General features: G+C 64.5%; 19 protein-coding genes and 1 tRNA gene. 5 read left to right on the forward strand and 15 right to left on the reverse strand.

What is annotated here, in order from left to right; genetic code table 11:
• Position 1: 1 nt before the first annotated feature.
• The 8 genes from TZ53_RS17070 to TZ53_RS17105 are packed head-to-tail and all read right to left on the reverse strand — an operon-like array spanning position 2 to position 11,242.
• Positions 2-1,153, reverse strand: coding sequence for a thiolase family protein (locus tag TZ53_RS17070; RefSeq protein ID WP_229742537.1), 1,152 nt, complete (start codon positions 1,151-1,153; stop codon positions 2-4).
• The gene (locus TZ53_RS17075) at positions 1,150-3,225 is read right to left on the reverse strand and encodes a 3-hydroxyacyl-CoA dehydrogenase NAD-binding domain-containing protein (protein ID WP_044662063.1); all 2,076 of its coding nucleotides are present in this window, start codon (positions 3,223-3,225) and stop codon (positions 1,150-1,152) included. The genes TZ53_RS17070 and TZ53_RS17075 overlap by 4 nt, the downstream gene beginning before the upstream one ends.
• Positions 3,212-5,290: a PQQ-dependent dehydrogenase, methanol/ethanol family gene (locus TZ53_RS17080; protein WP_044662064.1), complete on the reverse strand. Its 2,079-nt coding sequence runs from the start codon at positions 5,288-5,290 to the stop codon at positions 3,212-3,214. The genes TZ53_RS17075 and TZ53_RS17080 overlap by 14 nt, the downstream gene beginning before the upstream one ends.
• A gap of 5 nt (positions 5,291-5,295) precedes the next feature.
• Complete coding sequence (locus TZ53_RS17085) at positions 5,296-6,831, reverse strand: AMP-binding protein (RefSeq protein WP_044662065.1); 1,536 nt, start codon at positions 6,829-6,831, stop codon at positions 5,296-5,298.
• The gene (locus TZ53_RS17090; protein ID WP_130029949.1) at positions 6,831-8,162 is read right to left on the reverse strand and encodes an MFS transporter; all 1,332 of its coding nucleotides are present in this window, start codon (positions 8,160-8,162) and stop codon (positions 6,831-6,833) included. The genes TZ53_RS17085 and TZ53_RS17090 overlap by 1 nt, the downstream gene beginning before the upstream one ends.
• A 32-nt stretch (positions 8,163-8,194) precedes the next feature.
• Entirely contained in the window at positions 8,195-9,421 is a 1,227-nt protein-coding gene (locus tag TZ53_RS17095; RefSeq protein ID WP_044662067.1) for an acyl-CoA dehydrogenase family protein, read from the reverse strand.
• A gap of 23 nt (positions 9,422-9,444) precedes the next feature.
• Positions 9,445-10,185, reverse strand: a complete 741-nt coding sequence (locus TZ53_RS17100; RefSeq protein ID WP_044663116.1) for an SDR family NAD(P)-dependent oxidoreductase — start codon at positions 10,183-10,185, stop codon at positions 9,445-9,447.
• Between the two features lie 22 nt (positions 10,186-10,207).
• Positions 10,208-11,242, reverse strand: coding sequence for a phosphotransferase family protein (locus tag TZ53_RS17105; RefSeq protein WP_044662068.1), 1,035 nt, complete (start codon positions 11,240-11,242; stop codon positions 10,208-10,210).
• A gap of 109 nt (positions 11,243-11,351) precedes the next feature.
• On the opposite strand from TZ53_RS17105, the gene TZ53_RS17110 reads away from it, so the two are divergent.
• The 4 genes from TZ53_RS17110 to TZ53_RS17125 are packed head-to-tail and all read left to right on the forward strand — an operon-like array spanning position 11,352 to position 16,340.
• Complete coding sequence (locus TZ53_RS17110; RefSeq protein WP_025548123.1) at positions 11,352-12,071, forward strand: TetR/AcrR family transcriptional regulator; 720 nt, start codon at positions 11,352-11,354, stop codon at positions 12,069-12,071.
• A gap of 30 nt (positions 12,072-12,101) precedes the next feature.
• Positions 12,102-14,498, forward strand: a complete 2,397-nt coding sequence (gene cofH / locus TZ53_RS17115; RefSeq protein ID WP_443216137.1) for a 5-amino-6-(D-ribitylamino)uracil--L-tyrosine 4-hydroxyphenyl transferase CofH — start codon at positions 12,102-12,104, stop codon at positions 14,496-14,498.
• Positions 14,488-15,153, forward strand: a complete 666-nt coding sequence (gene npdG, locus TZ53_RS17120; RefSeq protein ID WP_044662070.1) for an NADPH-dependent F420 reductase — start codon at positions 14,488-14,490, stop codon at positions 15,151-15,153. Before cofH ends, npdG begins: the two co-directional genes overlap by 11 nt.
• A 14-nt stretch (positions 15,154-15,167) precedes the next feature.
• Positions 15,168-16,340: an acetyl-CoA C-acetyltransferase gene (locus TZ53_RS17125; protein WP_044662071.1), complete on the forward strand. Its 1,173-nt coding sequence runs from the start codon at positions 15,168-15,170 to the stop codon at positions 16,338-16,340.
• Positions 16,341-16,659: 319 nt separating this feature from the next.
• Here the strand turns inward: TZ53_RS17125 and TZ53_RS17130 are convergent.
• Positions 16,660-16,735 (reverse strand) — tRNA-Lys (locus TZ53_RS17130).
• A gap of 45 nt (positions 16,736-16,780) precedes the next feature.
• Positions 16,781-17,281, reverse strand: a complete 501-nt coding sequence (gene folK, locus TZ53_RS17135; RefSeq protein ID WP_044662072.1) for a 2-amino-4-hydroxy-6-hydroxymethyldihydropteridine diphosphokinase — start codon at positions 17,279-17,281, stop codon at positions 16,781-16,783.
• Positions 17,282-17,304: 23 nt separating this feature from the next.
• On the opposite strand from folK, the gene TZ53_RS17140 reads away from it, so the two are divergent.
• Positions 17,305-17,961, forward strand: coding sequence for a uracil-DNA glycosylase (locus TZ53_RS17140; protein WP_044662073.1), 657 nt, complete (start codon positions 17,305-17,307; stop codon positions 17,959-17,961).
• Between the two features lie 84 nt (positions 17,962-18,045).
• Here TZ53_RS17140 and aguB read toward each other — a convergent pair whose 3' ends face one another.
• From aguB to rpsD, 5 genes are all read right to left on the reverse strand, one after another.
• On the reverse strand, positions 18,046-18,894 hold the full coding sequence (gene aguB, locus TZ53_RS17145; protein ID WP_044662074.1) for an N-carbamoylputrescine amidase: 849 nt from the start codon (positions 18,892-18,894) through the stop codon (positions 18,046-18,048).
• 10 nt (positions 18,895-18,904) lie between these two features.
• Positions 18,905-19,249 (reverse strand): DUF3147 family protein, encoded by a 345-nt coding sequence (locus TZ53_RS17150; protein WP_371873086.1) that lies wholly within the window; start codon positions 19,247-19,249, stop codon positions 18,905-18,907.
• Positions 19,250-19,258: 9 nt separating this feature from the next.
• Positions 19,259-20,242 carry an agmatine deiminase family protein gene (locus TZ53_RS17155; protein WP_044662076.1) on the reverse strand — a complete coding sequence of 328 codons (984 nt, stop codon included), beginning with the start codon at positions 20,240-20,242 and terminating at the stop codon, positions 19,259-19,261.
• Positions 20,243-21,056: 814 nt separating this feature from the next.
• Entirely contained in the window at positions 21,057-22,703 is a 1,647-nt protein-coding gene (locus TZ53_RS17165) for a M28 family peptidase (protein WP_044662078.1), read from the reverse strand.
• Positions 22,704-22,838: 135 nt separating this feature from the next.
• Entirely contained in the window at positions 22,839-23,453 is a 615-nt protein-coding gene (rpsD, locus tag TZ53_RS17170) for a 30S ribosomal protein S4 (RefSeq protein ID WP_025549841.1), read from the reverse strand.
• Positions 23,454-23,460: the final 7 nt, after the last annotated feature.

Below are 23,460 nucleotides of genomic sequence, written 5' to 3' on the forward strand. Positions count from 1 at the left end.
ATCAGCTCCGCGCCAATATGGTGGTGGAATGATTGTTGCCGCCAAGCCCTGCGACGGCGCAGAGCTTCGCGTCCGGCACCTGCCGTTCGCCCTCTTGCCCGCGCAACTGCCGAACGGCCTCGATCAGCAGGTTCATGCCCGGCACATAGCCGCCCGACATGTGCCCGCCGCTGGTGTTGATCGGCATCCGCCCGCCCGGCATCCCATGTCCCGCCGCATAGAAGCGCGGCCCTTCGCCCCGCTCGCACAGGCCCAGCATCTCCGTCTGCACCAGCGCGGAGATGGTGAAGCCGTCATAAATCTGCGCGAGGTCCAGATCCTTGGGATCGCAGCCCGCCATGGCATAGGCGAGCTTCGCGGAAACCTCGCCGGGAAAGTCGTAGGTGCAGGGCGTCTGGGTGAACAGCACCCCCTGCGGCCAGTTGTTGAAGCCCAGCCCCAGCCCCTGCACGCTCACAACCGGATGCGGCATATCCCGCGCTTCCTCAATGGCGCTCACCACATAGGCGCCGCCGCCATCGGTGGTGAGGCAGCAATCCGCCGCCCGCAAAGGCGTCGAGATCATGGGCGACTGGCGATAGGCTTCGAGGTCCATCGGATCGCGCCGCTGCGCGCCCGGCGTCAGCACCGCCCAGGCGCGATAGGTCATGGGGATGGATGCCTGCTCCTCCTCCGTCATGCCATATTCATGGGCATAGCGGTTAGCCATGGTCGCGAAATAGGTGGGCTGGCCGAAGAAGCCGACCGGCATTTCGATCCCCGCCTTTTGCGGTTCGCGCGCATGGAAGCCATAGACGCCGCCCGGCTTGGTCGACTGGATCGCATAGGGCACCAGCACATGCCGGGCCAGACCCGCCTCGATCGCCATCTGCGCCAGTTGCAGCGCCTGCCCCGACGTCGCCGTGCCGCCCACGCTGTCGGTGGTGGCGCAGAAACGCTTCTCCCCTGCGCCGATGGCAAAGGCGACCTCGTCCGACCCATGCCCCGCATATTTGTTGGAGATATAGCCGTCTATGTCCTTGGGCGTCAGGCCCGCATCGGCAATCGCCGCCAGACTGGCGCGGGTCATCATCTTCATGACGCCCTCCTCGCCCTTGCGCAGGAAGGGGGTTTCACCGACTCCGGTGATGGCGATGCGGTCTCCTCTGATCATGCGTCCTTGAACCCCTTGCCCTCAGCCACCAGCCGCTCGATCAACGGGGAGGAGCTGAACGCCTCGCCATGCGCGGCCTCCAGCGCCTTCAGTTTTTCGAGAACGACCGGCAGACCCTGCAAATCAGCCCAGAACATCGGCCCGCCACGATATTTCGGCCAGCCATAACCCGTGATCCAGACAATATCGATGTCCGACGCCCGCGATGCGATGCCTTCGTCCAGAATCCGCGCCCCCTCATTCACCATGGCGAACAGGATGCGGTCGTGGATTTCCTCGTCGCTCACCGCGCGCCGGGCAATGCCCTGTTTTGCGGCGAAGTCCTCGATGACCTGCATGGCGACGGTGGAGGGCGTTTGCCTGCGGTTCTCGTCATAATCATAATAGCCGCCCTTCGTCTTCTGCCCATGGCGGCCCATCTCGTTGAGGATTTCCCGCACATTGGCGGAACTGGTCGCCTCGCGGTTCCAGCCGACATCCAGCCCCACCAGATCGCGCATCTGGAAATGCCCCATGGCAAAGCCGAAGTCATACAGCACCTTGTCCACCGCCCAGGGTGTCGCGCCCTCCAGCACCAGTCGGTCCGCCTGTGCATTCCGCGCCGCAAGGATGCGGTTCCCGACAAAGCCGAAGCCATTGCCCACCAGCACGCCGATCTTGCCGATGGTCTTGGCGAGCTTCATCGCGGTCACGATGATCTCGGGCCTGGTGTCCTTGGTGCGCACCACCTCCAGCAGCTTCATCACATTGGCGGGCGAGAAGAAGTGCAGCCCGACCACGCTTTCCGGCCGGGACGTAGCGGCGGCGATGTCGTCAATGTCGAGATAGCTGGTGTTGGTAGCCAGGATCGCGCCGGGCCTGGCGATCCTGTCGAGCTTGCCGAAAACCTCCCGCTTCACGTCGAGATTTTCGAACACCGCCTCGATGATCAGGTCGCAGTCGGCCAAATCCTCCATCGCCACCGATCCGGTCAGCAGGCCCATGCGGGTTTCGACATCCTCGGGCTTCATCCTGCCCTTCTTCGCGGTGGTTTCATAATTGCCGCGAATGATCTTGAGGCCGCGGTCGAGCGTTTCCTGCTTCGCCTCGACGATGGTCACGGGGATGCCGACATTGGCGAAGTTCATCGCAATGCCGCCGCCCATGGTGCCCGCGCCGATCACCCCCACCTTGGCGATGGGCAGGGTCGGCGTGTCGGCGGCAAGCCCCACGATCTTGGCCGCCTGCCGCTCCGCGAAAAAGACATGGCGCTGGGCGGCGGACTGGCTGTCGGCCTGAAGCTCATTGAACAGTTCGCGCTCATAGGCCATGCCTTCGTCAAAGGGCTTCTCCAGCGCGGCCTCGATGCAGCGGATGATATGCTCCGGCGCCTTGAAGCCCCGGAATTTCTTCGCATTGGCCTTGCGGAAGTCCGCGAAGATTTCCGGCTTGCCGCGCGCTTCGTCCAGTTTCTCGCTACGGTCCCGGACCTTGAGCAGCGGGCGCCCCTCGTCCAGAAGGCGCTGGGCGAAGCCGATGGCGTCAGCGCGCAGATTGCCTTCCGCCGCCAGTTCATCGACCAGCCCCATCTCCTTCGCGGCCCTCGCGCCGACCGGCGCGCCGGACGTGATGAGGTCGAGCGCCTTTTCCACCCCGACAATGCGCGGCAGACGCTGCGTGCCGCCAGCACCGGGCAGCAGGCCCAGATTGACCTCCGGCAACCCGCATTTGGCCGAAGGCACGGCGATGCGATAATGCGCCACCAGCGCCAGCTCCAGCCCGCCGCCCAGCGCCGTGCCATGGATCGCGGCGATCACCGGTTTGGTCGCATTCTCCACGATCAGTTGCAGGTTGCGCAGCGAGGGTTCGACCTGCGGCTTGCCGAATTCGGTGATGTCCGCCCCGGCGAAGAAGGTGCGCCCCTCGCAGATCAGCACCATGGCGCCCACGCCGTTATCCCCGATGGCTGTCTGCACCGCGCCCGCGACGCCCTGCCGCACGGCGTTGGAGAGCGCGTTCACCGGCGGCGAATTGACCGTGATGACCGCGATGGGACCGTCCACCTCATAGGTGACGACGTCATTGACCTTCATTCAAGCCTCTATGTGTCTGGGCGCCCGGCTTGCCTGCGGCTTGCGCAGCCAGCACTTCACGAGCGCGTTGGCGGAAATAATGTTGAAGACCTTCGATCTCTGCGTCGGTCAGTTCTTCGAAGCGCGGCATGCCCCGCTCGCGCAAAATGCCCTTGTGCAGCACCTGCTCGAAACTGGCCTTGTCGACCGGCACGCCCGATTGCAGCAGGTCAGGGGCTGCGCCGCCCGACACGGCATTGGCGCCGTGGCAGATGGAACAACGCTGACCGAACACGCCCGCGCCGATGGCGGCCTTGGCAGGATCGACGGCGAAATCCGGCATGTCGATCACCGGCGTTTCCACGGGCTGGACGGGCGGCAGGCTGGCCTTGCCATCGAGCGAGAAGGTGAGGACGCGCCATTGCTGCGTGCGATAATTCCATTCCCGCCCCATGCCGGTGGCGCTGGGGAAGCGGGAACCGGCGATCACCGTCACATATTGCCGCCCACGCGCTCTGTAGGTGATCGGCTGCGCCATCACCGCCGTCTGCGCGTCGAAGGACCAGAGCGGCCTGCCGCTGTTCGCCGCATAGGCCATGAACCTGCCAGCCGCATTGCCCTGGAACAGCAGATTGCCCGCCGTGGTCGCCGTGCCGCCGCCGCCTCTGATGCCGGGCATGGGCACGCGCCATGCCTCGCTCTGCGTCACCGGATTCCAGGCCAGCAGGAAGCTGGTCGCGGGCCGGTCCGGCGCCACGCCCGCAGGCGGCGCGCCCGTGCCGACGCTGATCCGCTGGCCGTCCAGATGCTTCCAGCCCTGCAACGGCTCGGCCGGATCGATATAGACCCGCCCCTGATCCATGGTCGGGATGTAGACCAGCCCCGTCCCCGGATTGAACGACATCGCCTCGATATTATGCGCGCCGAAGGGGGAGGGGTAGACGATCGCCGCCTTGCCGCCCGGATAGCGCGCCGCCGGATTCTCGACGGGCCGCCCGCTCTTGACGTCGATGCCGCTGGCCCAATTGACCGGCACGATATTGCGGGCGGAGATCAGCTTCCCCGTCTCCCGGTCGATCACATAGAAGAAGCCGTTTTTCGGCGCGTGCATTAGCACGTCGCGCTCTTTCCCGCCGATCTTGAGCCGGGCCAGCTCGATGTCCATCGCGCTGTTGAAGTCCCATGTCTCGCCGGGATTGGTCTGATAGTGCCAGACATATTCGCCGGTATCCGCGTCCAGCGCGACGATGGAGCAGAGGAAGAGATTATCCCCGCCACCCGGCGAGCGGATCTTCTGATTCCACGGAGAACCATTGCCGACCCCGATATAGATGCGGTTATATTTGGGGTCGTAGGCCATGGCGTTCCATGCCGTCCCGCCACCGCCATATTTCCACCACTGGCCGGTCCACGTCCGGGCAGCCATCGCCATCGCCTTGTTCTCGAACCCCAGCTTGGGATCGCCCGGCACGGTATGGAAGCGCCAGAGCTGCTTCCCCGTCTTCTGGTCATAGGCGGTCACATAGCCCCGGATCGGCGCGAAGTCCGCGCCGCCATGGCCGATGATGACCTTCCCCTTGAACACCCAGGGCGCGCCGGTGACGTAGCGCTCGTCATCCTTGCCGATGGTCTGCGCGGTCCAGACGGGATGGCCGGATCGGGCGTTGATCGCGATCAGCCGCCCGTCGATGGTCCCGGTGAAGACCATGCCATTATCATAGGCGATGCCGCGAATGCCCCAGGCGGCGCGCATCTTCTGCCCGGCGACCTTCCAGCTTTGCGGGTCGTAGGTCCACAGTTCCCGCCCGGTCGAGGCATCCAGCGCATGGATGACGCTATAGCCCGAGGCGTAATAGAGGATGCCGTTCACCGCGATGGGCGCGGAAAGGCTCGACCCGCCGCCGCTGATGTCATGATACCAGGCGAGCTTCAGCTTGCCGACATTGCCGTCGTTGATCTCGGTAAGCGGACTATAGTGGTTCTCATCGATCCCACCATAGCCCGGCCAATCGCTCCCATCACGCCTCGCCTCACCCGAAGGCGCGCAGGCGGCGAGCAACAGCAGCAGGGGCAGAACACAACGCATGAAACTCACCCTCCGATGGTGCGATCAGAAGGCCAGAAGCGCTGGCGCAGCGCCTTCTTGTTGACCTTGCCCATGATGGTGCGGCCGATGTCGTCGACCATCTCATAGCCGCGCGGGCATTTATACCCGGCCAGATTCGCCCGGCAGAAGGCGTTGAGTTCCTCAGCCGTAGGCGGATCGCCCGCGTCCTTGGGAATGACCAGCGCCCGCGCTTCCTCGCCCATTTCGGCATTGGGCGCGGCCACCACGGCGACGTCCGCGACCTTGGGATGGCGCAGCAGCACATGCTCGGATTCAGCGGGGTAAATATTCACCCCACCGCTCACGATCATGTCGGACACCCGGTCGGTGATGAAGAGATAGCCCTCCTCATCGACATAGCCCATCTCACCCAGCGTGAAGACGCCCGGCGCGATATGCGCAGCGGCGGTCTTCTCCGGATCGCCGCGATAGACGATGCCGTAACCGCTCGTGTCGCGGAAATAGACCTGACCGACCTCATTGGGACCGAGTATCCGCCCATCCTCGCCATAAATAACCGTCTCGAACGGCGCGAGCGCCCTGCCGACGGAGCCCGGCCGCTCCAGCCATTCCTGCGAGGTGATGAAGGTGGTCGACCCTGCCTCGGTCCCGCCATAGGCCTCCACCAGCACCGGCCCGAACCAGTCGATCATCGCCTGCTTCACCGCACGTGGACAGGCCGCCCCGGTATGGGCAAGCCGCTGGATGCTCGACACGTCATATTTCGCCCGCACCTCTTCCGGCAATGCCAGCATCCGCTGGAAATGGGTCGGCACCATCACGGAGCCTTTGACCTTATATTTCTCGATCAGCGCCAGCGTCCTTTCCGCATCGAAATGCTCGACGGTGATAAGGCTCATCCCGCCGAAGACATTGCGCGCCATGCCCAGCGGCCCGGTATGATAAAGCGGCCCCACGGCAATGCCCGGCGAGGGCGTGATCTTCGGCCGGATCGCTTCGGCCAGGGCCTTCACGGTCGCGACGCGAGGGAAATATTGCGGCGGCGTCTCGGTCGCCTTGGGCCGTCCGGTCGTGCCGGAAGTATAGTGGAGATGCGGCAGCGGCGGCACATCATGGTCCGGCTCTTGCGCCGAAGCCGCCGCCAGCCACTCCTCCCAATGGATGACGCCTTCCCGATCCGGGCAGCGCCAGCCGATCACGGTCCCGACGCCCGCTTCCCCCGCGGCGGCAAGTCCCGCCTCCATCGTCTCCGGCCCGACGAGCAGCGCCACCGCGCCGCTGTCCTTCAAAATATAGGCCGCCTCCGAAGGCGTCAGGTGAAAGCTCACCGGCACGCTCGAAATGCCCGCTTCCAGGCAGGCGACATAGGCGATCACCGTCTCCGCGCTATTGGGCGCGAACACCGCCACGCGCCGTTCGGTGAGGTCCAGCCCGTTCAGCGCATTGGCCGCCCGGTTGAGCCGTTCGTCCAACTGGTGCCAGTCATAGGTCACCCGCTCGTCGGCAAGAGCAAGCTGGTCGCGGCGCGCGGGATCGACCCCGCCGATGGTCAAAGACATCAGACGTCCTTTCGGGAAGCAATGGCCGGCGCGAGGTATCTCAGCGCCATGCGGAAGGAGATGAGGGCAAGGATGGAACTGACCGTGACCACGACCGCCAGCGACCGGCCCAGCGCGCCCTCGTCATGGAACACATATTGGGTCAGCGCTGCGACGATGGCGGGCCCCGCGCCTTGGCCCAATATGGTGAAGACGAACAGGAAGGACGCCAGCATCCGCGACCGGATCGTCGCTGGCGCGATCAGCCCCATGACCGAGGAAACATAGACCATGAAAGGCACGGTGATGAACTGCGCCACGCAATAGCAGGCGAGGAAGACATAGGGGTTCGTCGCGAAGAACATGTAGGCGATCACCGGCAGGAAACCCAGGATCAGCCAGCCGTAGAAGCGCAGATGCGCGTCCTTCATGCCCCGCGCGAACAGCTTGTCCACGATCCACCCGTTCACCACCAGCGACACGGCGGACACGATGTTCATCAGGCTCAGCGCAAAGCCATATTGCACCGGCTTCCACCCGAAATGCCGCTCGATATAGGCGGGAACCCAGTTGGTCATGGAATAGCCGCACATGGCGAGGGCGGACGTGCCCACCAGCATCAGCGCCAGCAGCTTCCAGTTCTGCGTGACGAAGGCTTTGATCAGTCCCTTCTGCTCCCCGTTCGCGGCGGTACCGGGCGTACGGCGGCGGCCCGGATCGGGGAAGGTGAACAGCAGCAGGGCGAGCAATATGCCCGGCACGCCGACCATCATCATGACCAACTGCCAGGGCTGGGCAGGGCCATGGAAGGGAATATGGATGCCGCTATGCGCCGTCGCAAAGGCGATGGCGACGCCGCCCAGCGCAAAGGCCGTGGCCGATCCCACCTTGCCCGCCGTCTGGAAGGTCGACGTCGCCCGCGTCAGCAGGTGCGAAGGAAAGGCGTCGGCAATCAGCGAATAGGCGGCGGGCAGCAATGCCGCCTCCCCGATCCCGACGAAGATGCGCCCGATCAGCAGCGCCTCATAGCTTTGCGCAAAGCCGCAGGCCGTGGTCGCGACCCCCCATATCACCACGCCGCCGAAGATGATCCAGCGCCGGGAAAACCGATCCGAAGCCCAACCCAAGGGTAGGCCGAAAATCGCATAGAAGATCGCGAAGGAGGTCGAGGTGATCATGCTGATCTGCACATCGGACAGCAGCAGATGCGCCTTGATCGGCGTCACCAGCATCGACACGATCAGCCGGTCGACCCAGCTCAGCACATAGAGCCCGAACAGAACCGCCACCATCCACCAGGCGCTGCCAAGGCCCGGATTGGTCCGGCTGTCATTCTGGTTCCGGGCGCTCATCAGCATGATCCTCGCCTTTCCGCTCAAAATCTTCAGCGCACCGGCAGTTCGTTCAGTTCAGCGATCTTGAGCTTGCCAAGCTGCGCCATATGCACCTCGTCCGGACCGTCCGCGAAGCGCAGGTAGCGTGCATTCATGAAGGCGGCGGCGGGCGGGAAATCGCTCGACATGCCGATGCCGCCGAACACCTGCATCGCGCGATCCGCCACCGTCTGGGTCATGCGCGGCGCGACGATCTTGATGGCGGCGATCAGGTCCTTGGCGACCTTGTTGCCATAGCGGTCCATCGCATCGGCGGCCTTCAGCGTCAGCAACCGCGCCTGCTCGATCTCGCAGAAGGAGAGGGCGATGTCCTGCCGGATGCTGCCCTGATCGGCCAGCTTCCGCCCGAAGGCGACGCGGTTCTCCACCCGTCGCGCCATATATTCCAGCGCCCGCTGCGCCTGCCCGATCAGGCGCATGCAGTGATGGATGCGCCCCGGCCCCAGGCGACCCTGCGCGATCTCGAACCCGCGCCCTTCGCCCAGGATCAGATTGGCCTTGGGCACGCGCACATCCTTGAAGACCATCTCCGCATGGCCGCCGGGCGAATGAACCGCATTCATGACGTCGAGCGGACGGACGATCTCGATGCCGGGCGTGCCGGCGGGAATCAGAATCTGCGAATGCTGCCTGTGGCGCGGCCCGTCATTGGGCGTCTTGCCCAGCAGGATGAATATCTTCGTATGGGGATCGAGCGCCCCCGAAATCCACCATTTGCGGCCATTGATGACATAATCGTCGCCGTCCGCGATGACGGTGGTGGCGACATTGGTGGCGTCCGAAGAAGCCACCTCCGGCTCCGTCATCACATAGGAGGAGCGGATCGTGCCATCCAGCAGCGGCTTCAGCCACTTCTCCTGCTGCTCCGGCGTGCCATAGCGCGCCAACACCTCCATATTGCCCGTGTCCGGCGCGGAGCAGTTGAAATATTCCGAAGACCCGATCACCCGGCCCATGATCTCGGCCAGCGGCGCATATTCCAGATTGGTGAGGCCGGGACTCCATTCGCCATATTCATGCGGCAGGAACAGGTTCCACAGGCCCGCTTCCTTCGCCTTCGCCTTGATCTCCTCCGTCCCCGGCCAGCGCTTCCACAGGTTCGCGGGGTCATGGTGGAAATGGTCGCGCTCCTTCTCGATCGGATAGACATGGGCGTCCATGAAATCGATGAGCCGCTCCCGCAGCGCCTTCACCTTGTCGGAATATTCGAAATCCATCGCTCGATCCTTCTCGGATAAATTCAGCTAAGGGTGAGGCCGCCGTCCACGACCAGCGTCTGCCCGCAAATGTAACCGGCAAGGGGGGAGGCGAGGAAAAGCGCCACTCCCGCCATTTCCTCCACCGATCCAAAGCGGCCCATGGGTATCCGGGCCAGGGCGCGCTCCCGCCGCTCGTCATTGTCCATCGTCACCTTGGTCATCTTGGTGTCGACCAGGCTGGGCGCGATGCCGTTGACGCGGATGCCGTCGCCCGCCCAGGCAATCGCCAGCGCCCGCGCCAGATTGACCGCGCCCGCCTTCGACGCCGCATAGGCCGGATTGCCGAACGTCGCCTTGAACGCGCCGATGGAGCTGACGACGATGATCGTCCCTTTGGCGGCGGCCAGCGCCTCCCGGCAGAGGTTGGAAATATGCAGGATGGAGTCGAGATTGACCGCCATCACCTTGTTCCAGCCCTCGGCCTGGAATTCCTGCCGCCGGTAGAGGACCGTGCCCTGCGAATGGATCAGCACGTCCAGCCTGTCGAAAGGCACCGGCGTCGCCGCAATCGCCGCCGCATCGCTGACGTCGACCTGCGTATAGCCGACGCCTTCAAGGTCCGACCCTTCCTCGCCCGCATAGTCCGCCGCGCTCGCCCGCGTGCCCCAGACATGGACCTGCGCGCCCCGCTGGCGGAAGGCCTGCGCCATGCCGTTGCCGATGCCGCTCGATCCGCCGACCACCAGCACCGTCTTCCCGGTGAAGTCGAGTTCGTTGGTCAAAGGAAATTCCCTCTCATGCATGTCAGCGGATCAGCGCCTCAGCGCGTTCGAACAGATGGATGGCGCGGCTATGCAGCCTGTCGCCGGTCTCGCGCGGCGCCTTCCCGGCGCAGGCGCGGGCATGGGTGCCCTCCAGCAATATGCCGAGCTTGTAGCAGGCCAGCACATGATACCAGTCGACCGCAGACAGATCGCGCGCCGACCCTTCGGCATAGCGCGTCACCAGTTCCCCGGCGCTCGGAAAACCGTCCCACGGCCTGACCGATACGGTGCTTTCCGACTTCCCGTCCGGCCAAGTGGCCAGCACCCAACCCAGGTCCAGCAGCGGATCGCCAATGGTCGCCAGTTCCCAGTCGATGATCGCCGCCAGTTCCGGCCCATCCTTGCGATACATCACATTGGCCAGATGATAGTCGCCATGCATGATGCCGGGCGTGAACCGGTCCGGCCTATGCCGCTCCAGCCAGTCCCCGACCGCGCCGACCGAAGGCAGCGCTTGCGGCCCCGTCCACCCGTCAAACTCGCCATAGCCCGCAAGTTGCGACCGCCAGCGATCCACCTGCCGCCCGAGGAAATTCTCCGGCTTTCCGAAATCGCTCAATCCCAGCGCCTGATGATCCTGCGCGCCCAGCGCCGCGATGCCGTCCACCAGCGCCAGCCCCATGGCATGGCGCATCGCGGGCGAACCGGCATGCGGTTCCGGCAATTGCCCGACCGGATTGAAACCGTCCACCGGCTCCATCAGGTAAAAGGCGACGCCCATCACGCTCTCATCGCCGCAATCCGCGATCAGCCCCGGATGCGGCACGTTCGTCCCGGCCAAAGCGCGCAGCAGCCGCGCCTCCCGCCGCATCGTCTCATTGCTGTTCGGGCGGGGATGCGCAGGGGGGCGGCGGAACACATAGTCGCGCCCGTCGCGGCTGAAGCGCAGCAGGATATTCTGCGTCCCTCCCGCGAGCGGCGTCACGTCCGTCAGCGGGCCGGAGCCAAGTCCCCGGTCCGTCATCCACGCCGTCAGCGACTCGATGTCGACCGTAGGTCCCGATGCTGATTCCACGGACGATTTCACTAGGGCATCCCTCGCTTTTCTCGACTGTTCGACCGTCGATTAGATCAATTGGATAATGCACTTGACGAACGCTCTTGGCAATGAGAAAAATGCACACATGGTCAGACTTCAACTCGCCAGGGCCGATGATGCCGCTCGCAGCGCCGCTGCCGGGCAGATCAAGAAAGTCGCGTTGCGCCTGTTCGCGGAACGGGGCGTCGACGGCGTCACCGTGCGGGAGATCGCAGCGGCGGCGGGGCAGAAGAATCACGGCGCGGTCGGCTATTATTTCGGGTCGAAGGAAGCCTTGGTCCGCGCCATCGTCATGGACGGCGCGGTGGCGCTGGATCGCGAACGCAATGCCGCGCTGGACTTGCTGGAGGAGCAGGGCGGCCCCCGCACCATCCGGCAGGTGGTGAACATCCTGATAGAGCCGGTGCTGGGCCTGTCGGACGATCATTATGTCCAGTTCATCGTGATCTTCGCCATGACGCACAGGGACATGATGCTGGACGCGATCGATCCGGCGTGGAACCGCGCCTATGGCCGCTGTCTCGACCATCTGCGCCGACTGATGCCCCATCTGCCGCCCGCGCTTCAGAACCAGCGCTTCGTCTTCATGGGCGCCTATATCAGCGCCGTGCTTTCCGCGCGGCAGCGCGCCCTGGCCGACCGCAGCCGCGCGCATCCCATGTGGGGCAGCGAATCCAGCCTCGAACATTTCATGCAGTCGCTGGTCGCCCTGCTGGACGCGCCGGCCGACCTTCCGAAGGACATGCTGGCACGGATCGGTGGAGCAGGGGCCGCGATCCCGGAGCCGCCGGGGCCGGTCGGCTGAGAAGGGCGCAAGGACAAGATGATGGAGAGGATGATGACAGGCAGGGACGGGATGAGCGGACAGGCGGCGGCATTGCTGGACATGCCCTTGGCCGACCTGCTCGCCGCCGCCTCCGCGCTGCGCGATGAGGGCCATGGCCGGGTGCAGAGCTGGTCGCGCAAGGTTTTCATTCCGCTGACCCAGCTTTGCCGCAATCTTTGCCATTATTGCACCTTCTCCCAGCCGCCCCGGCCCGGCGAGAACGTCTATATGACCCGCGAGCAAGTGCTGGCCGTCGCCCGCGCGGGCAGGGCGGCGGGCTGCACCGAGGCGCTGTTCACGCTGGGCGACAAGCCGGAGTTGCGCTTCGCCCCGGCGGGGGAGGAACTGGTGCGGCTGGGGCATGCGAGCACCATTTCCTATCTCATCGAAATGGCCGCGCTGGTGCGGGATGAAACCGGCCTGCTCCCGCATATCAATGCCGGGGTGATGACCCGCGAGGAAATGGCTGCGCTCCGCCGCGTATCCGTGTCGCAAGGCCTGATGCTGGAGTCCGTTTCCGACCGCCTCTGCCGGAAAGGCGGCGCGCATTATCGCTCGCCCGACAAGGAACCGGCGGCGCGGCTGGAGACGATCCGCTTGGCGGGCGAACTGCACATTCCCTTCACCACCGGCATATTGATCGGCATCGGTGAAACCCGCGCGGAGCGGATCGAAGCGCTGGAAGCGATCCGCGACCTGCACCAGCGCTACGGCCATATCCAGGAAGTCATCGTCCAGAATTTCCGCGCCAAGGAACGCACGGTGATGGCCCATGCGCCCGAACCGGACATGGACGAACTGCTCTGGACCATCGCCGCCGCCCGCCTGATCCTGGGGCCGCAGATGAACATCCAGGCGCCGCCGAACCTGTCGGCCGCCGATTTCCCGCGCCTGCTGTCGGCGGGGATCAACGATTGGGGCGGGGTCTCGCCGGTCACGCCCGACCATGTGAACCCCGAAGCGCCCTGGCCGGAAGTCGAACGCCTACGCATGGCGACCGAAGGGGAGGGGCGGATGCTCGTCGCCCGCCTGCCGGTCTATCCCGCCTATGCGCAGGACAATGCGCGCTGGCAGGACAAGGCGATGGTGCGCCACATCCTCGCCCATGCCGATGCGGAGGGCTTCGCTCGCGAGGACAGATGGTCCCCCGGCATAGCGCTGGAGCCCCGCATCACGCGTCCCTCGACCCTGCCGGTCGATCCCAGGATCGCCGCCATCGTCGACCGCGCCATGGCGGGCGCCCTGCTGGATGAAGAGGAGATCGCGACCCTCTTCTCCGCCCGCGAAACCGACCTTGAACATATTTGCGACAGCGCCGATGCCTTGCGCGAACAGGTGATGGGCGACGCCATCACCTATGTCGTGAACCGCAACATCAACTATACCAATATCTGCCTTTATAAATGCAGCTTCTGCGCCTTCTCCAAGGGCGACAAGGCGGAGCAACTGCGCGGCAAGCCCTATGATCTCGATCTTGAGGAAGTCCTCCGCCGCACCCGGGAGGCATGGGATCGCGGCGGCACGGAAGTCTGCCTGCAAGGCGGCATCCACCCCCATTATACCGGCGAGACCTATCTGGGCCTCGCCAAAGCCGTCCGCGCCGCCGTGCCGGAGATGCACATCCACGCCTTCTCGCCGCTGGAGGTATCGCAAGGCGCGGCGACATTGGGCCTGACGGTCGAACAATTCCTCACCCGCTTGAAGGAGGCGGGTCTCGACACGCTCCCCGGCACGGCGGCGGAGATATTGGACGATGAGGTCCGCGCCATCATCTGCCCCGACAAGCTCGACACCGATCAATGGCTGGACGTCATCGAAACCGCGCACAAAGTCGGTTTTCGCACCACCGCCACCATCATGTTCGGCCATGTCGACACGCCCCGCCACTGGGCGCGCCATCTGATCCGCATCCGCGACCTGCAACGCCGCACCGGCGGCTTCACCGAATTCGTGCCGCTGCCCTTCGTCCATATGGAAGCGCCCATGGGCCTGCGTGGCGAGGCGCGCCACGGCCCGACCTTCCGCGAAGTCCGGCTGATGCACGCCGTCGCCCGCCTCGCGCTGCACCCGCATATCCGCTCGATCCAGACAAGCTGGGTCAAGCTGGGCGAGGAGGGGGTGAAGGCCTGTCTCACTTCCGGCGCGAATGACCTTGGCGGCACGCTGATGAACGAGAGCATCTCCCGCGCAGCAGGAACGCAGCATGGCCAGGAAATGCCCCCCGCCGCAATGGAGGCGCTGATCCGCTCGCTCGGCCGCACCCCGCGCCAGCGCAGCACCGCCTATGGCGCGGTCGCGCAGCCTATTCACGACCGCGGCATGGATGCCGCGGAACTCACGCCCATGATCCTCACGCCTCCGCGCAGGCGTCAAAAAGAACAGGAGAGTTTAGCCTATGCAGAATGAAGCTCTGGCGAGCATCGCCGTCCTCGGCGGCACCGGCAAGGAAGGCGGCGGCCTCGCCCTCCGCTGGGCGCATAAGGGCCATAAAGTGATCATCGGCAGCCGCACCGCCGAACGCGCGCAGGAAGCCGCCGCCCAGATGAACGAAGTTCTGGGCGAGGGCGCCATCACCGGCGCCGCCAACCCGGACGCCGCCGCGCAGGCCGACATCGTCGTCCTCGCGGTTCCCTATGCTGCGCAGCAATCGACGGTGAAGGACGTCGAACCGGCGCTGGCGGGCAAGATATTGATCGACGTGACCGTACCTCTGGTCCCGCCCAAAGTCAGCCGCGTGCAACTGCCCGAAGGCGGCTCCGCCGTCGAAGCCGTGCAGAAAATGCTGGGCGAGGGGGTCCGCGTCGTCTCCGCCTTCCAGAATATCAGCGCCCATCACCTGACCAGGCTGGACGAGGAAATCGAATGCGACGTCCTGGTCTGCGCCGACGACAGCGAAGCCGCCGACACGGTGGTCGCGCTGGCGCAGGAAATCGGCCTGCGCGCCTGGAATGCAGGCCCGCTGTGCAATTCGGTCGTGGCGGAGGGGCTGACCTCCGTCCTGATCGCCCTCAACCGCAAATATAAAGTCCCCGGCTCCGGCATCCGCATCACCGGCGTCTAAACAGGAGAAGATTGATGGCAGAAGCCTATATCGCCGCCGTCGCCCGCAGCGCCGGCGGCAAGCGGGGCGGCCGCCTCGCCGCCGTCCACCCCGCCGATCTCGCGGGCAAAGTCCTTGCAGGCCTTGTCGAACGATCCGGCATCGATCCCTCCGCCGTAGAAGATGTCATCATGGGCTGCGCCTGCCCCGGCGGCGAGCAGGGCGCGAATATAGCCCGCAACGCTGTCCTTGCGTCAGGCCTGCCCGAATCCGTCCCCGGCACCCATGTCGACCGCCAATGCGGTTCCTCGCAACAGGCGCTGCACTTCGCCGCCGCGACGGTGATGTCCGGCGTGCAGGATGTGGTGATCGCCGCCGGCGTCGAAAGCATGACCCGCGTGCCCATGGGCCTGCCCTGGACGCTGCCCGCCAAGCACGGCTTCGGCTCCTATCGCAGCCCCGGCATCGAGGCGCGCTACCCGAACCAGCCCTTCAGCCAGTTCGGCGGCGCGGAGATGCTGGCGAAGAAATATGGCCTGACCCGCGATGTGCTGGACGCCTATTCGCTCGAAAGCCATCGCCGCGCCGCCGCCGCGACGCAGGCGGGCAAGTTCGATGCAGAGATCATTCCCCTCGAAGTCGTCACCCCGGAAGGCGAAACGGTCGTCCACAAGGTCGACGAAGGCATACGCTTCGACGCCAGCCTGGACAGGATCGCCAGCGTCAAGCTGCTGGCCGAAGGCGGCGTAATCTCCGCCGCCAGCGCCAGCCAGATCTGCGACGGCGCCGCCGCGCTGCTCGTGGTCAACGAAGCGGGCCTGAAGGCGCACGGCCTGACCCCGCTGGCCCGCGTGCACCAGATGACGGTGCTCGGCCACGATCCCGTCATCATGCTGGAAGCGCCTATTCCCGCGACCGAAAAGGCGCTTGCCCGGGCGGGGATGAAGCTTTCCGACATCGATCTTTATGAGGTCAACGAAGCCTTCGCCCCGGTGCCGCTCGCCTGGACGCAAGTGCTGGACGCCAATCCCGCCCGGCTCAATGTCCATGGCGGCGCGATCGCGCTTGGCCATCCGCTGGGCGGATCGGGCGCCAAGCTGATGGCGACGCTGGTCAGCGCTCTCCACGACCGGCGCGCCCGCTATGGGCTGCAAACCATGTGCGAAGCAGGCGGCATGGCCAATGTGACCATAGTGGAAAGGCTCTGACGAGACGGAACGACGGAGTGCGGGCGCCCTCCCGCACCCAAAATGCTGAACCGCGAGAGAAAGGCCCCGCATGGCGATAATCGCCAATGCGGTGAACCGAGGCTGTGCGTCGAAACGCTCCGGGAACCAGACGCACGGTTAAGCCGTTCATCTTCCAGAAAGAAATGGAGAGGGCAGATGGACGACGCTCTGAAGCCTGATGCCATGTTCGGCATTTTGTTCGGCCTGTTGGTTTCAATCGAAATATGGTGCTTCGCCGCGCTCGTGATCAAGGCGGTCGAGTGAGGCCGGATTGAAGCGGCGATCCCCACTAAGGTGGTGGTGAGCCCTGCTGGATTCGAACCAGCGACCTACTGATTAAAAGTCAGTTGCTCTACCGACTGAGCTAAGGGCCCTCATGTCCTGAGGTCCGCACGCACTAGAGGCGGCGATGCGGCTGGTCAACCTCCAGAAACCGCTTTTCGCAGGCGGAAACGCAAATGGCGGATCGAAAGTCGGGACACGGGGTCGCGCCAGCCCGGCGCAATGGCAAGCAGCGGCGTCAGTACGAAGTCCCGCTCGCGAAAAGCCGGGTGCGGAATGCGCAGCGAGCGGCTGTTCCAGCGACCCCCGGACCACAGGATGATGTCGATGTCCAGCCGCCTCGGCCCCCAGCGCCTGAACCGCTGGCGGCCCAGAGCGCGCTCTATCGCCTGCAAGCCGGAAAGCATCTCTTCGGGCGGCAGGGAACTCTCCATCAGCACCGCGCTATTGACGAAGATGCGCCGCGACGGCCCGATAGGCCGGGTCTGCATGACGGGAGCGACGCTGAGAACCGGGCCCAGTTCCGCGATCATGCGAACCGCGCCGCTCAACAGGCATGCCGGGGTCATCCGCGCCGACAGCGGCCGGTTCGATCCCAGGGCAAGGGCGTAAACATGACGGGTGCTTGTCTTGACCATCGGACAGCGCCTATCCCGTCGCCATGACGCTGCAAAGTCCTATCCCGCACAGCGAAGCGCCGCATGATTGTCCGCTCTGCCCGCGTCTGGCCGCTTTTCGTAAGCAGAATCGCGCGGAACATCCCGGCTGGTGGAATGCGCCGGTTCCGGTTTTCGGTGATCAGCTGGGCCGAATCGCGATCGTCGGCCTTGCGCCGGGCAAGACGGGCGCGAACCGCACGGGCCGGCCCTTCACCGGGGATTATGCGGGCGATCTGCTGTTCGCCACGCTCGCCAAATTCGGCCTGACCCAGGGCGTCTATGAGGCGCGGCCCGACGACGGGCTCATGCTGCGCAACGTCATCATCCTCAACGCGGTCAAATGCCTGCCGCCGCAGAACAAGCCGCTGCCGGAGGAGATCCACAATTGCCGCGCCTTCCTGAAACCTGCAGTCGCAGCCTTGCCCCATGCGCAGGTCTTCGTCGCGCTGGGCCAGATCGCGCATCAGTCGGCGGTGAAGGTGCTGGGCGGCAAGCTTCCCAAGGCGCGCTTCGCCCATCTGGCGGAGCATCGCATGCCCAGCGGCCAGATGGTCATCGATAGCTATCACTGCTCGCGCTACAATCAGAACACCGGCCGGCTCACCGCCGGGATGTTCGAAGCGGTGTTCGAGAGGGCGGTGGAACTGGCGACGCTTTAGCCGGCTCACAGGCTGGTCGCGTCTGCAGCTTTCGGACTGAACACCAGCCTGAAGCGCGCTGCGCCAAATCGCAGGTCGCGCGCTCTAGATGTCCTGCGCGATCCGTGCATAAAGCTCCGGCCGCCGGTCGCGGAAGAAGCCCATGCCCGCCCGGTGCATCCTCGCCTGATCCAAATCCAGCGTCGCCACCAGCGCGCCATTGTCCTTGCCGTCGGCCTCCGCGGCGAAATCGCCCCACTCATCGGTGATGAAGCTGTGGCCGTAGAATTTCTGGCCGTCCTCCTCGCCGATGCGGTTGGCGGCGATCACGGGCATGCAGTTGCTGACGGCATGGCCGATCATCGCCCGGCGCCACATGCGGCTGGTGTCGAGGTCCGCGTCATAGGGCTCGGACCCGATGGCGGTCGGATAGAAGAGCATCTCCGCGCCCATCAGCGCCATCACCCGCGCCGTTTCCGGATACCATTGGTCCCAGCATATGCCGACGCCGATGGTGCCATATTTCGTCTTCCACACCTTGAACCCGCTATTGCCGGGGCGGAAATAATATTTCTCCTCATATCCCGGCCCATCGGGAATGTGGCTCTTGCGATAGACGCCCATGATCTCGCCCTCATCGTCGATCATGGCGAGCGAGTTGTAATGATGATGGCCGTCGCGCTCGAAGAAGCTGGTCGGGATATAGACGCCCTCGGCCTTCGCCACCTTGCGCATTTCCTGCACGGCGGGATGCTCGTCCAGGGGCAGGGCGTTGGCGAAGAGCTCCTCCTCCTCGACCTTGCAGAAATAGGGGCCCTCGAACAGCTCGGGCGGCAGGACGATCTTCGCGCCGCGCGCCGCCGCCTTCACCACATGGCCGGCGACCATTTCGATATTGTCCGCCCGATCGTCGGAAAAGGCGAGCTGGAGCGCGGCGACGGTAACTTTGGTCATCGATAACACCCTAAAGACGAATGCCCATGCGGGCGGCAATGGCGACGGTGAGGAGATAGAGCAGGATCGTGACCGCGCAACCCGCGATCAGCGCCGGCGCGAAGGAAACCCCACGGCGCAACAATATGGGGATCAGCAGGAACATGGGCAGGGAGGGGATGACATAATAGAATGTCGCCTCCGCGTGGCGCGCCATGTTCTCCGCATCCGGCCTGTCGTTCCACAGCCAGATCATTCCCAGCACCGAAATCAGCGGCAATGACGCGATCAGCGCGCCCAGCCCCGGATACCGCCGCGACACCACCGACACGATGGCAATGATGATCCCGGAGATCAGCGCCCGGAACGCCAGCATCGCGCTCATTCAGGCGGACGGCATCTGCTGGCTGCAACAATGGAAGCTGCCGCCGCCAGACAGGATCGCGTCGCTGCGCAGCCCGACGATCTCCCGGCCGGGGAAGAATGGCTTGAGCGCATCCAGAGCCGCCTGATCATTGGGCTGGCCATAGACGGGCACGATGACAGCGGCATTCCCGATGGCGAAATTCATGTAGCTCGCCGGAATGACCTCTCCATCCACGACCACGTGGCCGGGGGAGGGGATGGACGCGACCTCGACCCCGAACGCCCTGGCCCGCTCCCGTGCGTCGGCATAGACGGCCGCATTGGGATCATCGTCCGTGCTCGCCTCCGGCAGCGCCAGAACGCCCGGCGCCACGAAGCGGGCCAGATTGTCGACATGCCCGTCCGTATGATCGTTGAGCAGGCCATCGCCCAGCCACAACATGTCGGAAAGCCCCAGCGATCCCGCCAGCAATGTTTCGATCTTCCCCCGGTCCAGTTCGGGGTTGCGATTGGGATTGAGCAGGCATTGCTCCGTCGTCACGAACAGGCCGGTGCCGTCGGTGTCGACCGCTCCCCCTTCGAACACCCAGTTCTGGGTCGATGTCGGCAGTCCCGTCGTCGCCGCCAGCCGCGCACCTATGTCCTCGTCGCCCGGCATCCGATATTTGCCGCCCCAGCCGTTGAAGCCGAAATCCACCAGCGCCCTTTCCCTGCCCCGCATCACCGCGAGCGGCGCCGTATCGCGCAGCCAGACATCGCCCAGCTTCTGCACGAGGATGGTGACTCCCGGCGCAACCAGCGCCCGGGCGACGTCCGCATCGCCCTCGCTGGCGCAGACCAGCCGCACTTCCTCGCCCTTGCCGCCGGCATGCAGCGCGCTCGCGAACTGCGCGATCTGCCGCCGCGCATCTTCGAACGCGCCGGGCCACTCCTCGGCAGCGGTCGGAAAGCCGATCCATGTCCATTCGTGCGGCGCCCATTCGGCGGGCATACGGAAAGTCATGGGCTTGGCTCCTGATCGAGTGGTGTCCTCAGCGCCCTCTACAGGATCGGGTTGCGCATTCCAGAGGCATTATGACGGTGGACCGATTTGGGTGGATTGTGGAGATTCCCCCTCCCGCAGGCGGGAGGGGGCTAGGGGGTGGGCTGGCGCGACATCTGCGCTGTTTTGCAACGGCTAAGCTGGAAGCTCGCTACGCTCGCGCCCACCCCTAACCCCTCCCGTTTACGGGAGGGGAAGGTTCTGAATTGGCCAATTTCAACCGAAGCACTATAGGCGGTGGATTAAAGTCAAAGTCGAGCGCCAAACTAGAAATAATACACCGGCTAGAAAAATCATGCAGCCCGCGAGCATCAAGCGTGCAGTGATCAGGCCGGGACCATCGCTCACCCCTACTGCCAAGATGGAATAGTAAGCGGTGACGCCGCCCCCCGCGAATAATAGAAGACCGCACATCAACGACACCGTTGGGAACCGGTCTATCAGGCTCGAAACTTTTATCATCGGTAAACTGTGTTGGCTTTTGAGCTATAGGGCAAGCCGTTTGAGCGGCGAGTTTGGTCGCCTCCACCCCAAGACGATCGAACGGGACACCTCACGCGGTGCGTGTCCAATCGGCAACAATTGATTCCAAAAGCATCCTATTTCTTGATGAAGGCAATTCGGGTCTGTCCTATTCCGCGCCGCCCGGCCTATCTCCGCACCGCTCTTTGAAACGTCCTGCCAATCGCTTCGCGACGCCTACGCGCGCGCAGGCACGCGCGCGCATATGGTGTGAACTTCGGCGCAGGATTTTGCCCGAAATGGCGGAAACCCGTCATTTCATCGCCCGGCTCCTGTCGCGGATCGCCCGGAACTCGTCGCCCGGCATCCAATTCGGCCAGTCGGTCGTGTTCGCCAGCGCCCGCCCCACATCATAATAGAGCTTCAGGTCCACCTTCACTCCACTCCAGTCCCATTTGGGATCATATTCATCCTTGGGGCCGTGATAGCGATGCTCTTCATAGTCCTTGGCCGCCTTTGCCCCCGCGGCGGGCCCGCCCTTCACCAGATTCTGCCCCCCTTCGAAATAGAGCATCGGCACGCCATGCTTGGCGAAGCTGAAATGGTCTGAGCGGTAGTAAAAGCCTTTCTCCGGCGTCGGCTCCAGGCTGGCGACCCGCTTCTGCGCCGCCAGCGCGCGGTCGAGATAGGCGTCAAGCTGCGACTTGCCCTTGCCGATCACCACGACATTCTTCGCAGGGCCCGCCATGCTGAGTGCGTCCATGTTGACGCCGCCCACGGTCCGGCTGAGCGGAAAGACGGGATGGTTGCCATAATAGGCCGATCCCAGCAGGCCCGATTCCTCCGCCGTCACCGCGAGAAAGACCTGGCTGCGATCCGTCGCCCCAGCTTTCACATTCGCCTCCGCCAGCGCGACCAGCGCCGCCGTTCCCGTGGCATTGTCGATCGCGCCGTTGCAGATGTCGTCGCCGTCTGGGGCCGCCTCGCAATGGCCCAGATGGTCCCAATGCGCGGCATAGAGCACATATTCGTCAGGCCGCGTCCTGCCGGGAAGGAGGGCGACGACATTTTTCGAACTATGCTTGCGAATGGCGTTGTCGAAGGAGACGCTGGCCTTCACGCCCTTCAGCGGGACCGCCTTGAACCCGCGCTTCTTCGCCGCCGCCGTCAGCGCGTCGAGATTGAGGCCCGCACTTGCCACCAGCGCCGCGGCCTTGTCCTTCTGCATCCAGCCGATGGCCGCCGACTGGTCCGCATTACCATTGGCGCTGTCCGCGACATGTTGCGCGCCGGTCCAGCTCGACTGCACGACGTTCCAGCCATAGGCGGCCGGCACCGTGTCGTGCACGATGATCGCCGCCGCCGCGCCCTGCCGCGCCGCTTCCTCGAACTTGTAGGTCCAGCGGCCATAATAGGTCATTGCCCGCCCATTGAACGGGCCACGGAGCGTGGGCGTCTGGTAATCCGGATCGTTCACCAGGATGAGGACCGTCTTGCCCTTCACATCGACGCCGGCATAGTCGTTCCACTTTTTCTCCGGCGCGTGGATGCCATAGCCGACAAAGACGACCGGACTGTCCTTCACCTCGATATGCGGCTGGCCGGTGCGGTAGGTGGCGATCACCATCTCAGGGCCGTAACTGGCCGAAACCGCCGTCTTGCCGCCGGTGAAGCGGAGCGGCGACACATTCTTCGCGTCGATCTCGACCAGTGGCACGTCCTGGAACCAGCTTCCCTTGTTGCCGGGCTTCAGCCCCAGCGCCTCGAAACGCTGCACCAGATAGGCAAGGGTCTTCTCCTCCCCCGCCGTCCCGGGCGCGCGTCCTTCATAGGCGTCCGAGGAAATCTCCTTCACGACCTCCTTCATCGTATCGATCGAAGGACCGCCGTCGGTCGAAGCGGCGATCGCCGCGCCGCCGCTGGCGAGGGCGATGAGAGAGGTCAGGAAAAGCACGCGCATGGCAAGGCCTTTGAAAAGACTGCGAATGCTCCGTTGATGCCAGTTGGCCGGGCGTCAAACAAGCCGAGCGGACAAACAAAAAAGGCGGCCCCGAAGGACCGCCTTCCTGAATGTCTCGCCGGAAGCGAAACCGGATCAGCGCGAATAGAATTCGACGACCAGATTGGGTTCCATCTTCACCGGATAGGGCACTTCGTCCAGCGTCGGCACGCGGACATAGGTGACCTTGGCAGCGCCGTCCGCGACGACATAGTCGGGAATGTCGCGCTCGGGCAGGCCCTGAGCCTCCAGGACGAGCGCCATTTCCTGCGCCTTCTTGCCCAGCGTGATCTCATCGCCCGGCTTCACCAGACGCGACGCGATGTTGCACTTCACGCCGTTCACATAGATGTGGCCATGCGACACGAGCTGACGGGCCGACCAGATGGTCGGAGCGAACTTGGCGCGATAGACGACGGCGTCAAGGCGGCGCTCCAGCAGGCCGATCAGGTTCTGGCCGGTGTCGCCCTTCAGACGGGCGGCTTCGATATAGGCCTTCTTGAACTGCTTTTCGGTGACGTCGCCATAATAGCCCTTCAGCTTCTGCTTGGCGCGGAGCTGAATGCCATAGTCAGACATCTTGCCCTTGCGGCGCTGGCCATGCTGGCCGGGGCCATATTCACGCTTGTTGACCGGGCTCTTCGGGCGGCCCCAGATGTTCTCGCCCATGCGGCGGTCGAGTTTGTACTTGGCGCTTGAACGCTTCGACATGATATAT

The sequence above is a fragment of the Sphingobium sp. YBL2 genome (assembly GCF_000943805.1).
In the GTDB taxonomy this organism is placed as follows: Bacteria; Pseudomonadota; Alphaproteobacteria; order Sphingomonadales; family Sphingomonadaceae; genus Sphingobium; species Sphingobium fuliginis.

Coding starts and splice junctions, on each gene's coding strand:
- TZ53_RS17075 (WP_044662063.1), bottom strand. CDS start 3,225: ATGAAGGTCAATGACGTCGTCACCTATGAGGTGGACGGTCCCATCGCG.
- folK (WP_044662072.1), bottom strand. CDS start 17,281: ATGGTCAAGACAAGCACCCGTCATGTTTACGCCCTTGCCCTGGGATCG.
- TZ53_RS17095 (WP_044662067.1), bottom strand. CDS start 9,421: ATGGATTTCGAATATTCCGACAAGGTGAAGGCGCTGCGGGAGCGGCTC.
- rpsD (WP_025549841.1), bottom strand. CDS start 23,453: ATGTCGAAGCGTTCAAGCGCCAAGTACAAACTCGACCGCCGCATGGGC.
- npdG (WP_044662070.1), top strand. CDS start 14,488: ATGCAGAATGAAGCTCTGGCGAGCATCGCCGTCCTCGGCGGCACCGGC.
- TZ53_RS17125 (WP_044662071.1), top strand. CDS start 15,168: ATGGCAGAAGCCTATATCGCCGCCGTCGCCCGCAGCGCCGGCGGCAAG.
- TZ53_RS17090 (WP_130029949.1), bottom strand. CDS start 8,162: ATGAGCGCCCGGAACCAGAATGACAGCCGGACCAATCCGGGCCTTGGC.
- cofH (WP_443216137.1), top strand. CDS start 12,102: ATGATGACAGGCAGGGACGGGATGAGCGGACAGGCGGCGGCATTGCTG.
- TZ53_RS17085 (WP_044662065.1), bottom strand. CDS start 6,831: ATGTCTTTGACCATCGGCGGGGTCGATCCCGCGCGCCGCGACCAGCTT.
- TZ53_RS17080 (WP_044662064.1), bottom strand. CDS start 5,290: ATGCGTTGTGTTCTGCCCCTGCTGCTGTTGCTCGCCGCCTGCGCGCCT.
- TZ53_RS17070 (WP_229742537.1), bottom strand. CDS start 1,153: ATGATCAGAGGAGACCGCATCGCCATCACCGGAGTCGGTGAAACCCCC.
- TZ53_RS17110 (WP_025548123.1), top strand. CDS start 11,352: ATGGTCAGACTTCAACTCGCCAGGGCCGATGATGCCGCTCGCAGCGCC.
- TZ53_RS17165 (WP_044662078.1), bottom strand. CDS start 22,703: ATGCGCGTGCTTTTCCTGACCTCTCTCATCGCCCTCGCCAGCGGCGGC.
- TZ53_RS17140 (WP_044662073.1), top strand. CDS start 17,305: ATGACGCTGCAAAGTCCTATCCCGCACAGCGAAGCGCCGCATGATTGT.
- TZ53_RS17155 (WP_044662076.1), bottom strand. CDS start 20,242: ATGACTTTCCGTATGCCCGCCGAATGGGCGCCGCACGAATGGACATGG.
- TZ53_RS17150 (WP_371873086.1), bottom strand. CDS start 19,249: ATGCTGGCGTTCCGGGCGCTGATCTCCGGGATCATCATTGCCATCGTG.
- aguB (WP_044662074.1), bottom strand. CDS start 18,894: ATGACCAAAGTTACCGTCGCCGCGCTCCAGCTCGCCTTTTCCGACGAT.